The sequence below is a fragment of the Nitrosomonas europaea genome, from assembly GCF_900167395.1.
GTDB classification, from domain to species: Bacteria; Pseudomonadota; Gammaproteobacteria; order Burkholderiales; family Nitrosomonadaceae; genus Nitrosomonas; species Nitrosomonas europaea.
This window is the reverse complement of record NZ_FUWK01000010.1, coordinates 20,993-37,188: the sequence shown is the minus strand read 5'-3', so window position 1 is coordinate 37,188 and position 16,196 is coordinate 20,993. Positions and strand designations below refer to the sequence as shown.

The 16,196-nt window shown below is 49.0% G+C and carries 11 protein-coding genes; 2 read left to right on the top strand and 9 right to left on the bottom strand.

Annotation, left to right across the window (positions count from 1 at the left end):
* Positions 1–187 precede the first annotated feature (187 nt).
* The 3 genes from B5D58_RS05030 to B5D58_RS05020 form a co-directional block, all read right to left on the bottom strand.
* Positions 188–718 carry a GNAT family N-acetyltransferase gene (locus B5D58_RS05030; RefSeq protein WP_011110955.1) on the bottom strand — a complete coding sequence of 177 codons (531 nt, stop codon included), beginning with the start codon at positions 716–718 and terminating at the stop codon, positions 188–190.
* Between the two features lie 20 nt (positions 719–738).
* On the bottom strand, positions 739–1,266 hold the full coding sequence (locus B5D58_RS13555) for a hypothetical protein (protein ID WP_200809269.1): 528 nt from the start codon (positions 1,264–1,266) through the stop codon (positions 739–741).
* A 255-nt stretch (positions 1,267–1,521) separates the two neighbouring features.
* Entirely contained in the window at positions 1,522–2,319 is a 798-nt protein-coding gene (locus B5D58_RS05020; RefSeq protein ID WP_011110953.1) for a S24 family peptidase, read from the bottom strand.
* Positions 2,320–3,078: 759 nt separating this feature from the next.
* Between B5D58_RS05020 and B5D58_RS05015 the strand changes: the two genes are divergently transcribed.
* Positions 3,079–3,822 (top strand): bacterial transcriptional activator domain-containing protein, encoded by a 744-nt coding sequence (locus B5D58_RS05015; RefSeq protein WP_011110952.1) that lies wholly within the window; start codon positions 3,079–3,081, stop codon positions 3,820–3,822.
* A 139-nt stretch (positions 3,823–3,961) separates the two neighbouring features.
* The gene (locus B5D58_RS05010; RefSeq protein WP_011110951.1) at positions 3,962–5,092 is read left to right on the top strand and encodes a damage-control phosphatase ARMT1 family protein; all 1,131 of its coding nucleotides are present in this window, start codon (positions 3,962–3,964) and stop codon (positions 5,090–5,092) included.
* Positions 5,093–5,159: 67 nt separating this feature from the next.
* Here the strand turns inward: B5D58_RS05010 and B5D58_RS05005 are convergent, their stop codons facing one another.
* The 6 genes from B5D58_RS05005 to flgJ all read right to left on the bottom strand — a co-directional run bounded on the left by B5D58_RS05005 (position 5,160) and on the right by flgJ (position 16,091).
* Positions 5,160–10,820, bottom strand: coding sequence for a cupredoxin domain-containing protein (locus tag B5D58_RS05005; protein WP_011110950.1), 5,661 nt, complete (start codon positions 10,818–10,820; stop codon positions 5,160–5,162).
* 17 nt (positions 10,821–10,837) lie between these two features.
* Entirely contained in the window at positions 10,838–11,494 is a 657-nt protein-coding gene (locus B5D58_RS05000) for a hypothetical protein (RefSeq protein ID WP_011110949.1), read from the bottom strand.
* 351 nt (positions 11,495–11,845) lie between these two features.
* Entirely contained in the window at positions 11,846–12,490 is a 645-nt protein-coding gene (locus B5D58_RS04995; protein WP_011110948.1) for a hypothetical protein, read from the bottom strand.
* 77 nt (positions 12,491–12,567) lie between these two features.
* Positions 12,568–13,467, bottom strand: a complete 900-nt coding sequence (gene flgL, locus B5D58_RS04990) for a flagellar hook-associated protein FlgL (protein ID WP_011110947.1) — start codon at positions 13,465–13,467, stop codon at positions 12,568–12,570.
* 28 nt (positions 13,468–13,495) lie between these two features.
* Positions 13,496–14,896, bottom strand: coding sequence for a flagellar hook-associated protein FlgK (gene flgK, locus B5D58_RS04985; protein ID WP_011110946.1), 1,401 nt, complete (start codon positions 14,894–14,896; stop codon positions 13,496–13,498).
* Positions 14,897–15,077: 181 nt separating this feature from the next.
* Positions 15,078–16,091, bottom strand: coding sequence for a flagellar assembly peptidoglycan hydrolase FlgJ (flgJ, locus tag B5D58_RS04980; protein ID WP_011110945.1), 1,014 nt, complete (start codon positions 16,089–16,091; stop codon positions 15,078–15,080).
* Between the last annotated feature and the right edge of the window lie 105 nt (positions 16,092–16,196).

Genomic DNA, 16,196 nt, shown 5'->3' with positions numbered 1-16,196 from the left:
TAAAAAAGATCGCCGATTTTTACATACACTTACTATCGTGAGAATGTGACAAATTGTCGCACTTTCACATCACTCGCCGGATTGGAAGCTTACTGAACCAGTATCCTCCTGGCATATCTGGCAAGGCTGTTATCTGCAAAGGCAGGCAGGCAAACGACTTGAATCGGGACGAACGAATCAGTGGATTTCACAACGTCAATCCCATGACGTAGTCATCACATTTCTGTCCGCCCATATTGAATTTTCGGTATCCCAGCTTGCAAAAACCCATCCGGGTATAAAAACCGATTGCGGCATCATTACGAACATATACCCCGAGCAGCAAGCGCTCTGCCTTGCGAATACGGGCTTCGGCGATGGCTTCCTGCAGCAGCCTTCTGCCCAGACCATTTCCCTGAAACCTGCTGAAAACATAAATGCGTTTCAACTCCAGATCCCGAAGGGAAATATCTGCCAACGGCAATTCAGCCGGCGATACGACCATGTAGCCGATGGGCGCATTACCTGGACTGATTTCAGCAAGCCAGAGCTTATAACGGCTGTCGGCCAGCCAGCTCCGGTAACATTCGACAGAATGAGCACGGGCACAATGCGCCAGGATGTTGGATCCTGCAAGAACACCTGCGAAGGTTTCAAGAAACGTTGCCTGGCCAATAAGTGCAAGCGCTTCTTCATCACCAGATGAGCAAACCCGCACCCGGATTTCGGAACTCATCATCAGCACTTTTCTATGGAAAATTACTCGGTGCCGTTGGAAAACCGGGGAAGAATACTGCCTGCTTCCCGGTATTCCGGCCGTATCAGGCTGTGACCCCGCAATGCCGGAACAATCTGGTGTTCATCGGTACGGAAGGGCTCCACCGCCGGCCGCAACCCTGCCCGCCAGTCTTCCATGGATTCATCCATCAGAGACGCTCCCTGCCCGAATACCGGTTTAGGCTGTTGCCGTTTCTCGCGCCGCTTATATCTGCGGTATTGCTGCAGCTCCATGCAACTGACAAAAGGAAAACAAGGATATGCCCACTGCACGCCCGGATAGATCAGAATCGGCTGAACAGGAAAATAAGAATGAGGAAAATACTGCAAACTACTACTGATCCGGAACTCCTGGAACTGAGATTGTAATATCTGTCTGTTGCCAAGAGGGGCCTGACCAATTTCCGATTCACCAAAGCATGAACTGGAAAGAATCATCCCCGGAAACAATACTGACATCAGCTTGTATCTAAATTCCGGTGATCGCCAGATGCAAAACCGTCCATTCATGACATATCCTCCTCGGTACTCGATCCAGGCCCTCATTCATACCAACCGGAACTGAAATATTACCTGCCAGTATACGATTTCCCGGCCGAATATCTGTTCCGTATTGTTCTGCAGTCAGATTAACCGGACCCACCAGACAGGGATGAAATATGCGGAATTACAGCAAAGACGGCTCGTGCTCTGGATCTGCGTTATTTGAATAATGCTGCTAAAGATCAGGAAGTTACATTTGAGAAATGATCGGCTCAAGGATCGCTACAGATCAAATTTTCCAAACTTGAACGGCAGAATTTTTCCGAACACGTTGAATGCTGCAGCTTCTTTCTGACTGTACGTTTCTATACCAAAATTATGACTGTTATCGCTCCTGATCTCTATCGAGCCATCCAGTCTGAGCCTGATACGTTTTATCCGTAACATATCACCCTGCCGAATTGCATAAATTGCATCATCCACGAATCGATTGCAGGCAGTGTCTACCAGCACCTGATCACCATGCTGCAAAGTGGGCTTCATTCCATCTCCCTGTACATCGATGATTTTGATATGCTCCGGATTTAATCCGGCATATCGCCTCCAATCAGCCGGATTGACAGCGATACTGAGGATCATTTGATCATCAGGAATCATCTCGGTAACCTCACCTGGCGTATCACATAACTCTGTGTGAGCTACATAAACAACCTCTGAATTTTCCAGATCAGTATGGTTTCCAACTATGGATTGCCCATATTTCCCGTTTCTGCTCATCGGCTGCCTTGCCTGATACATTCCGGGTTGAGTTGCGTTCTCAGGTGAACTTCCTGCCTCAGCGAAGAAATCCGGATTCCTGCTCAGAAACTGGTGAATTTCAGACAGGATATTCTCGGGTGGAAGAAATTCTGTTTTCTTGCCACGCGGCCCACCTTTACCAGCAACTTCTCTGGATAACCATTTTTCACGTTTTGCCCGTTCCCTGCACTGACGTGGTGAAACCGGAATTCGTGTGACGAGATGCGGTGACAACTTTGCCAGCTCATCAGCCGAAAACCACACTCTAATGTTCGGATTCATGAAAGACGAACGAGAATGATAAACTCAGGAATCCTCAGAACATATATAATTTTTATTGTTTATAATCATGCCTATACATATGAAACTCAAAGAATGATGAAATTTCTCCTGGAATCCCTTGACAAGTAAGGATAAATATCCGAGCGTTGCGACGTACAGAGAGTGTGAAGTTATCAAATAGGTAAAAGAATTAAATTTAGTCTCAAAGAGACGATTTACTGTCGTCACAACTCTGGTGCGCGGTAACAGTCAAGTTCTGCCGCCATGGTTTTTATGTGCACGTAATTAATTCTGTCCAAGTCGATAGCACAATCGGTTACTGATTTGGCAAGTGACCGATATCCTTTCAAGAGACAAAAATATCTACATACATCTATTCATAGCGCAATGCCCGGTTGCAATATTTCCGGTTTCCCGGACTTACAGCAACAATGGACACTCTGCTCGTGTAATAGCGCAAGAGAGAACACAGTCCAGCTTACTAAGCTGACTGGTTCAATTTAAAAAATGACCTTATTTATTCACCTCATCCAAAAATTGCTCTGATACACCACATTATCAATGTCCGTAACCAGACTATAAATTGCGCTATCGGCACATACACCCTCTGTTGCCGGATCGGATTCATACAATAATAACCATAAAGCTGCAGCTTCCACAAATACTCAAGTTCAGCTTTTACTTTTCAAAAACAAGTGTGAAGGTGGGAGGTCTTCCATGTTTCCCGGTAATTACACCTCTGGCCACTAAAAAGTGGCCATGGTCGTACAAATCCACAGTTTCGGTCCACTGGCAGTAGAAGTAGCAGGGGAATCGGTCATACAGCCTGGCCGAAACCAGAAAAAAATACTGGAATTACTGGCGACGATCATCGCACTGGGTGGCCGCAATGTTAATGGTAACCTGCTCAAAGAGATTTTATGGCCCGATGCGGAAGGTGATCTGGCTGACCTTTCCCTGGGAACTTCACTACACCGGCTGCGCAAGCTCATTGGCAAGGAAGCTGTACTATTGAATACTGGTATGGTTTCATTGAATGACGGCTGTTGCTGGCTGGATTTATGGATATTCGAAACAATTTCCTGCAAACTTGAGAATGTACTGAAATGCAGCGATCAGCAGCCTCTGGCGACAGAACTGGTTGATCAGCTGATGACGCTTTATCGCGGTACCTTTCTGAAAAATTACGACTCCGGCTGGATCCTGCTAAAACAGGAACAGTTACTCGACAGGCTGATCCGCCTGCTCAATCTTTCAGCAGATTGTTATGAACAGCATGGTGAAAATGAACGTACCAGCCAGTTACTGAGCAAAATACTGGAACTGAGGCCATTGTCGGAAGCCAATTACCGGCGCCTGATGCAGCATTACATCAAACTTGGCTGGACAGACCAGGCGCTGCATATTTATCGTCAGTGTCAACGGATCCTGTCCGGGGGATTCAATATCCCGCTTTCCAGTGAAATCCATCGGCTTGCCAAACAATTGCAGACAGGGACATAACAGAGTGTTCCTTTACCCGAAAATTACGGGAACCAGTTCCGGCCATAAAAAATATCAATCTCCTGGAATGACCAACTTCTTTCATCTCGCAGCCATATTTGTGCAATTCTGAACCCCACCAATAAACTCGACTGTAATCATGCAATACCACGAGCCTGTCTGGATTCCCGCGCACCTGACAACCGGAGAACCCGATTCCTTCGCAGCATTCACACTGGAAGAACGACTGCCAGCCATTCTGGATAATCTGGCAAACCACGCTGACGCCCGTACAGATCAGGCTCTGCAACAACTGGCAGTAGAAATACGGGAAGGAGAAATCACACCGCTCCCTCCGGTAATTCTTGGCCTGTTTGATCAGGTGATCAAACCGTATACCGGGCGACGCTGGACAGACATGCCATTTCTGACAGTCGAACTTTATTTTTACGCCCGGATCCTGTTGGCCTTCGGCCATACAGCCACTACACTGGTGGATCCTTTTCACCCGATCAAAAACACTGTCAGCCTGCAGGCCATCGAATCCCTCACCACCATGACCGGTTACTGTGATTCCGATTGCGATATTACCGGACTGCTTCGCTGGTCGATGACCGGGAATACCGCCGATCTCAGTCAGCAGGTTGTCACTGATGCCGGTCAGATTTCATTGCTCGTAGACGAAAGTTATGTAGCAGGCGGATTGTTTGATTCCGGCTTGAACCGGATTGATTTCGTGTTTGACAACGCCGGAATGGACGTATTGACAGATCTGCTGCTGATTCTCCGCATCAGCAGGCATTGTTCACGCATCGTTGCCCATGTCAGGCCCTGGCCGATGTTTGTTTCGGATGTAACCATGACTGACATGAAATACCTGATCAGAAAACTGGTGACTTCATCCATTCCGGCAGCAAAAAAACTGGGAGAAGATATCACGCAGCTGTTACACCAGAATCGGTTGATCTTCCGCAGCAGCTCTGCTCTGGGCCTGCCTGTCTGCTTCTGTGAAGAGGAAGCGCTTACTCGTGAGACTTTTGAAAATACAGAGCTGGTCATCTTCAAGGGTGACCTGAATTACCGCTATTTCGTCGGCGACCGCCGCTGGCCACATACCATGGAAAAGCGCTACTTCTTCGAACGATTCAGCCAGCCGGCCATATGCCTGCGAACACTGAAATCAGAAGTGCTGGTCGGCCTCCCGGCTGACATCGCCACCAGAACCCTGCATCTGCAACCCGACTGGCTTACCAGTGGCCGCTACGGAATCATTCAGGTCTTCGCCCACTAACAACCATGACCCGGTATTCTGAATCACCAGCCAATAAGACTGGTGATTACCCCAGTTTCCGCTGTACTCACAACCCCTCATAACTTGCAGGGATCTCGCATTTCAAAGTGGTACCATCAGCCGGACTCACCCTGAAATGCCCCCATACGCCACTTGCAAACATATGCATCGGGCCATCGCGGTAGATATAACATCCTTCTTTTGCAGATCCGGATAAAGTAGCCGTCATCGCCTTGCCAGCAGATATCAAAGCAGAATGTGGTGAACCAAATCCGGGCATCATATCTGCATAATCAGCACCAAAACTTACGAACGCACGTTGACGGGCACGACCATATGGCTGCGATACACGGAAACGTACTTCTTCCCCCGCTTTTGCCTGAAAAACCGGGGTTGGAATATCCGCCCAGGAACTTAGTAAAAAGTTTTTTGGGAATTGAACCTGGTTTAAATCCGCCCCTGCACCAATATCGTTGAAGACACGGCGACCGTTACTGTCCATTCCTTGCCGTAACCTTGCCCAGAAAGGTGCTGCACGATAGTTGATCCCCTTCTCGCCATGATCATATGAATCATCACAAATCGGGCAATCCCCAACTGGCTCGGTTTTCCTGCTCCATGGTGATGGCCAGTGCCAATTAAGGCCATCCTGGTAAGCCAGGACAAATTCACGAAACATCTTTTTCTTGCGCTGTTCATCTTCATACTTAATCAGTGCTTCCGAACCCAGCTTCCATTGATCTTCCTCTGGAATCTCTTTTTCAGTTACCGGATCAAGATAAACAGCACCTTCAGGTTCTATCACCAGCGTGCCAATCAGGCCATGTGCCCCATGGTTGATTACATCACCAAAGGCCTTGATCGGAAGAGTGCCGAAAACGTAGGGCAACTTGTTAAGTTTGAATTTGCACTCTCCTCCCGCACAAGCCGGGCCATCTTTGGTTTTAGCCTCTGACTCCAGCTCCAGTTTTCCCGCGTAAAATGTATAAATCCGCTTCTGTCCGTTGTTCAGAGGCTCTGCACTGCGGTTCATACCAATACCCAGGTTACGAAAATAGACGGGGTCTCTGGTTGCCAGTAACGGGATCGATAACGATAATTTTGTCGATGGTTTGACATCTCCAGCAGCTGAACCGGTCGGCTGATCAACATTCAGCGGAACAATTCTCGGCATCAAGGCATCGCCAGCAGTGTCGGGCAGCTCCGTTTCACCTTCAGCCAACAGCAGATTATATAATTCCAGTGCTATACAATCGTTGGCGTTGGCACGTAAAACCAAGGGTTCCAATACTCCGGCATCCGCCTTTTGCTGATATATATTTTTAACATCCTGCAGTCTTATATTTGCCTCCCCCGGCGGCATAGTCAGCAGAATCAAGGCATCTGGATCAAAAAGCTTATTCTCCTTGTCGTAAAACATTTTGTTCTCTTTAGAAGAAACAAGCAGATCGACTCTCGTGGCAACCACTTTGAAGTTCTTCAATCTTGAACCACCAGGGCACCCAAGCGGTAATTCTCTACCCGTTTCAGGATCAGGCGCCGAATCTTCACCAAATATTTCCTTCTCATTGGTTATGACAATTTGGCCGTCTCCATGCCCTGGCAGTGGCTTCAATCTGTTTCCCACCAGCTTCTTGCATGATACCGGTACGCCTTCTACATCCCTTCCAAACAGATTCCTGCGTGCAAACCATTTATCAACTGCCGCAGCAAGATTCTCATCGGGTTGGCATCCTGCTGGATCCGGTGCAGATACCCCGTTATGTATTCTCAACAGACCCCAGGCTCCATTCCATAACGCATCTGCCGTACCAAGATGGTAGAGGTAATCATTCACGCTTGCGCCATTCGAAACATTCTGGAAAGGTGGCATCCGCATCTCAAAATGCTCTGAGATACCGATTTCCTGGGCAGAAACCAGTGCTGACGGGTTATCCTGTTTTTTTTGTACTTCTTCTGAGAACTGATGACTGGTTGAATAATCAATTATGCGTGGCCAGTACAACCCCTCAATTGCAAAGGTATGCTGTACCTCCTGGGCTCCCTGAACCATGCGGATTTGTATGTTCTCACCTTCATAAGCTTCCAGAATCGGTGTACAAGGGTCACCATGTTCACGCGAAGCAAAAACATAGGCCATATCACCGTTATTTCCTTCCTGCTGTTGAGAAACACTCATCCGTTTTTTGAAATACCCTTTGGAATCACGTTCCTGTGCATGCTCACCACAGTGGGTTTCCTCTGGAGTTTGCAGTTTTTTCTCCATTTTTCCGATACGCAATGGAATCGGTTCATGCTTATAGTTCACCAGATAAGGATTATGGTGATCCTTGGAGATTGCTTCCGGTTTAAAGGGCGGATCAACCGGTTTACCATGTTGCTTCCACCAGTGTTCAGCATGTCGCTTCAGATCCCGGAATAAGGCTCCTGTTGCGGAATTACGCACATTGGATTGGGTTTCACGGAGTAACCGGGCCATACCATCTGTGGAATGATCCCGCCAGGGCTGATATAAGGCAGGCTCATATAGCAAAGCAAAATCGGCCACGGCAAGTGCATATTCCCGGTGATTCTCATGCGTCAACCAGTCGACTGCTTCAATTATGGTCGCTTTTGAACCTACACCCTCTTCAAGAGCTTCTCCATTCGGTTTCAACCATGTCGAACCTGCCGGCTCTACGAGTAAAGCAGAATAAAAACCATGCTGCTGTATGGAAGAAGGTGCAAAATGGTCATGAGTAAACACCGTCCGTAAAGTACGGTCTATGCATTCCTTGTCAGCATGAGCCGGACAGGTTCTGTCTGGCGTAGCAGCACCATGCATGGCATGGGAGGTGTGGCCCTCATTTTTGCTGTTGACTGCCAGCAAAGGATCAGCAAACCAGCGTTGAACGGTTGTCTGATACCGATCAATCTGTTTGCCGTCCAAATCCTTACCAATTGCCAGTCGCTTACGTTCCCCGGCAGAGGTTACTGCCAGCCCGCTGGCTGCATGGATCCTTTCTTCGACTGCACCATGAGAGAAGGTGCCATCTTCATAATTAAACCCATTCCCTGAACCATCTGAAGAAGTAACATCAAATTTCACCAGATGAATATGCTGGCCGATGGTATCGGTTGGGGTAGCCACTTGAAAGTCATCCAGCTCAAGCTCTTTTTCTGTTCTGTTTTGATGCTTGAATTCGATGCACTCACCGGATGACGCGCGGAAAAAGAAAGGTTCCATATCATGCCGGCGCTGTCCTTCGATCTGTTCTGCATCCTTTGTCAACATATTGATGCGCGCCTGAGGATCATGCCAGCCTGCCCGGTTTACCACCAGATCGAGACCGATTGCAGATACCTCGTATTGCCGGTTTCCCTTGAATGCAGGATCGTGGCAAGGGTCTGCATACGGGGCACCTGGTGCAGATGGTGCACCATTCACATAAAAACGTGCACGCCGGCCTTCCGGTGTCAAAGACGGGTACCCGGATTTATCTGGATCATGATTAACATACGAACCATCCGCCAATCGGATTCTGGCAGCCTTCCCGGCATGAAAATCCATCGCCTGACGCTCGATCGATTCACCATCATGATCGAGCAAAACAATATCCGCCCGGGTCAGCTCCAGACGAAAATCACCCAGTGCAAGTGATTGTCGCAATACCATTGCTGCACGTTCATCAGCATCGGCTGGTAACTGATTCAATAAATCGTCAGACATAAAAACAGGCTTGCGTTCGCCATTTCTGATTACGTGCCGCGGCAAACCACCGTGCATCAGCAAACCATTCTCATCCCTGGCAAAATCCAGCGGTGGTTGCGGTGCTCTATGCCCTGGCTCTCCTGGAATATAGAAGGGATAACCCGGCATAGCGTACTGCTCCGACTGACCGACACGCGGATCCTGTGCATAAGTAGGAAGTGGCGGCAGCCCCTGATCAGGCAGTGGCAAGATGGCTGGCACCGGCGTACCAGCACCTGCAGCACCCGTTACCGGATCGGTTCCTGGCCGCTTTCCGCCAATTTTTGTCTTTTCTATGGATAGAGCCACCCGGGGCTGGCCGTAGAAATGGGCTTCAGGCTGTCCGTCGGGTAATGTACGGGTGCCGTCTTCGATTACGTCATGCACGCGCCACAGTCCCCACATACCCTGTGCAAAATGTGGATAAAGATGGCAATGAAAGATGGAATCACCGACTGTACGGTTACGGTTTCCGCTACCCAAGGTTTGATGTACGTTCTCGCCCTTACCGGCCCACTCTGACAAACCACCATCATAAATGCTATAGGAAAACCCCTGATGCGGTGCGATGGTCTGTGAATCGAGATAGGTGCCGGAATTTTTATCAGTCGAAGACAACCATTGATGCGCATGCAGATGAAAAACATGGGTTTCCTTCGGGCCTGCATGCAAGTTCCTGAATTTGACACGATCATTGAGATAGGAATGCGCTACGTTGGAAGGATCATCTTCAAAATGCTCCAGTAGCGCCGGATCTCCATTCGCCCACGATTGCAGGAAAAATTCCTCATAAAAACATTCTGCACACCCGGCAGCGGGCCCGATCCCTTTCCGGTTTGCCAATAAAATGGATCCCATTCCGCTGGCACCATAATTGATACCAAAACCATCTCCTACACCACTCAGCTGACGGCTTACAGCCAGTTCCTGAAAATTATTGGCATAAAACGTTTTGAGTTCATCATGAAAGACAACGGTAAATTCACGGAATGCGGGTGCATCAGGATTTTCCGGTTTATCTTCCCGAACAACCGCATTCAGGTCACCATAAATCAATTCATAACGCATACTGCCGGATTGATCTCTGCCAGCAGGCTTGAGCATATTCAGATACGGTGTGCCTTCTGAATCTGACGCGTCGTATTGCAAACTGCCTTTGCGCACGATGTCATCCTCTTTAAGGCGCGGCCATACCTTATCAAGAACAGAAGCAGTTACCTGGCTCCGGTACCATTTGCTGTTTTCGGGTTCGACGATGACCACACCGAAAAGCCCGTGCGTCAAACTGCCACCATCCCCTTCACCACCCGCCGGGGCCCCATGACTGGAAAACAAATGTGTCCCTTCATTTTCAAGTTTCCATCGGCAGGTAACCGATTCACCGGGATCGATCGATTGCAGTCCGTTACACCTCGGGTCAGTACCCGACAAACTGACCAGCCCGGGAATAACGAGATTGGCCGATCTTGTTTTTGGCCAATCAGCAGGGGGCAGATGCTGTGTCTCTCCGATATCTGTTCGCAGCTCTGCTTCATGTTCCGGAGGATCAATCGGGTCAATTCTTCCTTTTGCATCGACAAGATGCGCATAAGGCGAGTGTTTATCGATCAAGGTACATCGGCTGATATCCGGCTGCACTTTCATCAGTTTGTTGGTAAAAGTAATCTCCAGTACATCACCGGCGTTACCGCGCAACACCAAAGGCCGAGGTCTTTTACCTTCAAGCAGACGTACTTCTGAGGGACATGACAACCCTGGCAGCCACTCTTCACCTTGTTTAACGACCGTTATATCGCGCTTCAGGGCATAAACCATACCGTATGGATTCACCGATCCAAACCGGTTGTAATAAATCGGCTGGTCGATTGCCACAACATCAGCATGAACGATCCGCTTTCCTGATGGACCGAACGCACTGTTGTGATCTGTCACTTTACAAGCAGATATAAAAATACCCGCCAGGCATATCAGTGCAGTGCTGAAATTAAAATTTTTCATCATTGCCCTCCACTCGGTTAGCGAATATCAATGGCGTCAATCAACAGACAGCCAGGTCTGGTAAAACGAGTATTGTCAGGTATCGAATTCTGATCGGCTAGGTTATGTCCTGTTGCCACAACCCATCGTAGCGTCCCATGAAAATCGGCATTCTTATCAATTTCAACAAAGCATTCAGTCCAGTCGGTTTGATTGATATTACCCCTGTTCTCCTGTAGCTCCTTAACGCTGCAAATCCAGTAAGGAGGCAGTGGAGGGACACTTGTATCATCGTTTGGGAAACATAAAAGCACGGAAAATGAATCGGCGGGCAATGAAGAAAAACGTAAAAATGCATAACGAAACCATAACCGCTTATTCTTGGGGATCGTTACATTTGTACATTCCAGCCATGCACATTTGCCACCGCAGGTCAAAGTGCCATCTGCATGAAGTCGGGGCAACCAGGTATTTCCTGTCTCCAGACTTATTGAAGTGTTGCTTGCGTCAGCCGTTCTAAGGCCATTTGAATCGACAGCTCCGGGATCATCGATGCGAACAAACTTTCCACCTCCGGGAGATATAAATTTTTTCCCCTTCACCCCCTTATACTGCTGCTCTATTTTGACAAGCTTGGTCGACGAAACATTGAATCCAGTCAGACCCGTATTAGAAAAATCCGAAGGAATGCCCATACGCCCTCCTTTTGCGATAACTGAAAAAAGATATCTGCCATTACATTTTATTCATATGTACTATTTTTTAGTAAATATCTATAAATAAAATGTGATGAAAATCACAAGCCTGCAAATATAAAAAGGAGAGTGAAGAAGTCGTGTATTTCCCATATTCAACACTTACAGGAAAACTTGGGGAACCTCTGAAAAACGTCAGCGAGGCAGTCAGTACTGCGCGCATACGTATCAAAAGATATTACGGTAATGTGATATGGAAACGTCGATAGACTGCAAGGAAGGCTGTTGGGAAAACAGGCACAGTTCAGTTGTGCGAGATGAGGCGTTTACATGTGCCTGCAAACACTGAAATCAGAAGTGCTGGTCGGCCTCCCGCCTGAGATTGCGGCCGGAACTCTCCACCTCCACCCCGGCTGGCTTACCAGTGGCCACTACGGAATCATTCAGGTGTTTACTGGCTGAAGGAACCACTATCATCAGGACAAGCAGCCATGAAAAAAACATCAGCGCTGCTGTAATACCTCGCTTGAACTCCCATACACCTGACTTCCTGAAATCATCACCAGACAGTTGTTTGAAAGAAGGCTCACTGAAATCTGATTCAGGCACCCGTTTATCTTCAGCCCCGGCTTCGATCAGAAAATCTGCAGATTTACCTTTCAGAACGAGCTTTATTGCTTCATTCTGCATACGCTGGTAGCGGTTACGCTCCGTGACGAGACTGTTGTAATTCTTCTTGCAGAATTTATAGAGGTATAAATACCAAAGCCACACATAAATGCCCCCCATCAGGGACAGTATGACAACGGGGCCAAGGATGCCTCCCATGGCGACAGCCGCCTGCTTCATTTTGTCTGCATTGGCCAGGCTCACCATTGCGACACCCGCAACGAATGTCCAGAGGCTGAACGTAATTCTCCACTCAACCGTTTGCAGAATTTCCACACGCTTGAGATGGAGTTCCGCGATCTTCAGAAAAAAATCTTCCCGGTCCATATCATGCTCAAAAAGTAAACTGTCGCCAGTTTACCGGATATGCCGGGAATTTACTGAAACCGGGCGATTGACAGAAATCAAATAAGATTGAACAGCGACAATCCTGATACGCGGGTAAAGGTTTTCTGCGCCGCTTCGAGCAGTGCCTGCTGGCGTGTCATGTCGGATATGGCCTGTGCAAAATCCAGATCCTGCAGACGTGAGAGCGACTGCTGGTACTGAATCGCCGTGTCCTCACCGATCTGCTGCAGCGCATCGACTTCCTGCAGCCGTGATCCGACCGCTGCCCGTTTAGCCAGCACATTATCCAGCGCAATATCGAGATCCTGCAAAGCGGTACTCACTGCACCACCCAGAGCAGCACCACCGGGGGTTTCCAGTTCATCAATAAAATCCTCGATAGTCTGAAATAGACTCAAGCCCCCTGGCTCAAAAATGGCATCACCCGTTTCACTGACCGGCAGCTGTCGTGAACTGGAAACCTGTATCAGCCGCTGCTCCTGATCCCCCTTGTATTCCACGCCATTAGCCGTTTGTTCGAACGGTCTGGTGTTTCCCTTAAAACCGGAGAACAGATAATTCCCCTGCTCATCCTTGGTATTTGCCAGTCCCAATAATTCATCGAAATGACCACGCAGCTCAACAGCCATCATCTTCCGTTCACTGTCGGAAAATGCCGAGTTACCGACAGCCACCGCCATGGTGCGTACACTCTGGATCAGATTGGAAACGCTGCCGAGCGTGCTGTCAACCTGCTGGAGACTGTCGGCCGCCCGGTAGCGATTGTCAGCATATTGCGTGTTCAATGAAAGCGACTGCGCCAGTTCATGGGCACGCGCCGCGCCGATCGGATCATCCGAAGGCGTCATGATGCGTTTTCCGGTAGAAAGGTGCTGCTGCAGTCTGAATAGCGAATCCTGTTGCTGCAGCATGGATCGGGTGCCCTGGTCGTACAATGTGCTGGTGCTTACGCGCATGATAAATTCCTTTTTCTGTCAAAAAAGATCAGATTCTGAGCAGTGAATCGAACAGTGAATTACCAATTTCGATCACTTTGCTGGATGCCTGGAACATTTGCTGGTAACGCAACAGATTGGCAGCCTCCTCCTCCAGATTGACACCGGACAATGACTGTAATGCCTGATCTGTCTGATTGAGCATACTTTCCTGCGCCTTGCTGGTCACTTCCAGCTCACGCGTTTTGTTACCTACCTGACTGACCAGCCTGGCATAAGCAGACTGATAGGATGCCGTTCCACCCTGCAGGGTATTTTCCGTCTGCAGCCCAGCCAGCTTCAATGCGTTGATGTTATTCGTCACACCACCATCATTATTGTCTGCCGCGGCAATCTTAGCAGGATCACTGATTGCCACCCTGATGTTTCGGGCAGCTTGGGACGGGTCAGATGGATCCGTTCCCTCAAAAAAATTTGACCCCGCCACACTTTGCAGATCAAATCCTACTTGATGCTGGGTATTGAACGTATCGGCAATTCCCCATGCAAGCTGGTCAAAACTGTTTTGCACGGAATCCAGTGTTTCACTGCGGAACGCCAGCAGCCCACCCAGGCTGCCTCCCTGCAACTGGTGTTCTGGCAGTACTATTTCTCCACCCTGCTGATCCATCGCCACCACCAGACGCTGTGGATCACTCGATGAAGGCACCGCCTTGAGTGTCATGGCGCTTGAACCCACCACCAGTGACTGACCATTGCCGATGAATACGTTGTAATGGCCATTATTCTGACGCACGACATCGACATTGATGATCCGGCTAAGATCGCGCACCAGTGCATCGCGCTGATCAAGCAGATCATTGGCCGGTTGCCCGTTGGCGGAGCTTTCCACTGCCTGGATATTCATATTCAACCCGGCAATCTGTTGTGCGAGTGAATTGATTTCAGTCACGCTGCCGGTAATCTGGCTGTTCACCCCTTCACGCATTTCCGATAGCCGCTGATCCATCTGCTGAAACCGGGCTGTCAGTGCTTCAGCATTGCTCAACATCGCCTGACGGGAAGAAATGGAAGCAGGATTGGAAGCTACGTCCTGCACCGCATTGAAAAAATTATGCAGCGCCGGCGTCAGCCCGGAAGTCGTATCGGCCAGCAGGTTGTCGATCTGTTTGATCTCGTTGTAATGGCTGTCAAGCTGGCTGCTCTGGCTCTGCGCCTGCAACGACTGACTGACCAGATGCTGGTTGTAAATACGCTGCACCGTAGTAATCTGCACTCCCCGGCCAATGAATCCATCACTGTTAGCCAACGGAGTACTGGCGCTCTGGATAGCCTGCTGGCGGTTATAGCCTGGTGTTGTTGCATTGCTGATATTGTGGCTGGTCGTCAGCAACGCAACTTGAGCCGCCCGCAATCCGGAAACACCTACATTCATAATACCGTTTGCCATTTTTATCCTCGATTTTCGTGAATCATTTCTATCTGTTTACGGCAGAATTCCGACGGAATTGAGATAATTGTCATCACTATCCAGGCCATTTCCCCTTAATCCATCGTCATTACAGCACCGCGGAATACCGCATACCGACACAGCTTGCAGGAAATGTTTTTCCTCCCCCACTCCAGTTCCGCTATATGCTCAACGCATCACTGTTGATGATCTTCAAGAGTTTCTCCGCGTAGGATGGATCAGTTGCATAACCAGCCTGCTGCAATCCCCAGGCAAACGCGGTAGCACTACGGCTTTTCAGCACGGCTGCGTAACGGGGATTGTTCTGCAGTAATTTTGCATAATCACGAAAAGCATCTTCATACGAATCGTAAGTCCTGAATTTTTCCCTGAGCTTTTGTGGTTTACCATCCACGTACTCAGTAGTTACCGTTTCTACCACTCCCCCACGCCAATTTCCGCTTGCCTTGATACCAAACAGATTGAAACTTGGCTGATTATCCGCGCGGCGAATCTGATGTCTGCCCCAGCCGGTTTCCAGTGCGGCCTGCGCAATCATGAAATGCTCAGGAATCCCGGTCTCACGCGCCACCTTGCGTGCATGCGGCAACACATCCCGGACAAATTCTCTGGGATGAGCGGCGACTGACTCAGCAGAACCGATCCCTCCTGAGCTGGAAGCAATTCCCACTCTGCCTGCCGGCATTGTCGGTGAAACAGTAGAAAAGCTGGGTTTGACGGAAGACCGGTTGAGATTCGACCAGAGCTGAGAAGGCAAATCCTTTGTTTGCCCCGGCGCCAGTGAAACCAGCGGCTCCCCGCTCTTTCCGGTAATGGTCGTCAATAATGATTCCGCCTGATCGATAGCATTGCCCGGCGATTGTTCCTCACCCATCGTTTTCGACAGTTGCTGCACGAGCACATCAGCCAGACCGATGCCCTTCTCGGAAAGATTCTGTACCAGTTGCTGGTCGAGCATCTGCGTATAGAAACGCGACTGATCACTATCAAACAATCCGCCTTTGGGAGTTGCCTCGCGCATGCTCTTGACCATCATGTTGAGAAACAGCGCCTCAAACTGTTTCGCTGTTTGTTTCAACGCTTCCTGCGGGTCGTGCCTGGCTCGGGTACGTAATTGATCGACTGCCTGTGCATCGATGGCCAGTTGACCGGAAAGATCGGCTGAATTGATCATATAACTGTCACCATCAGAGGATTATCAAAGACACCTCTAAAAATCCGGTTATGCAGGATGAAGCGCAAGGCGCACGGAGCGCAACAACGAGGCATATCAAATAGA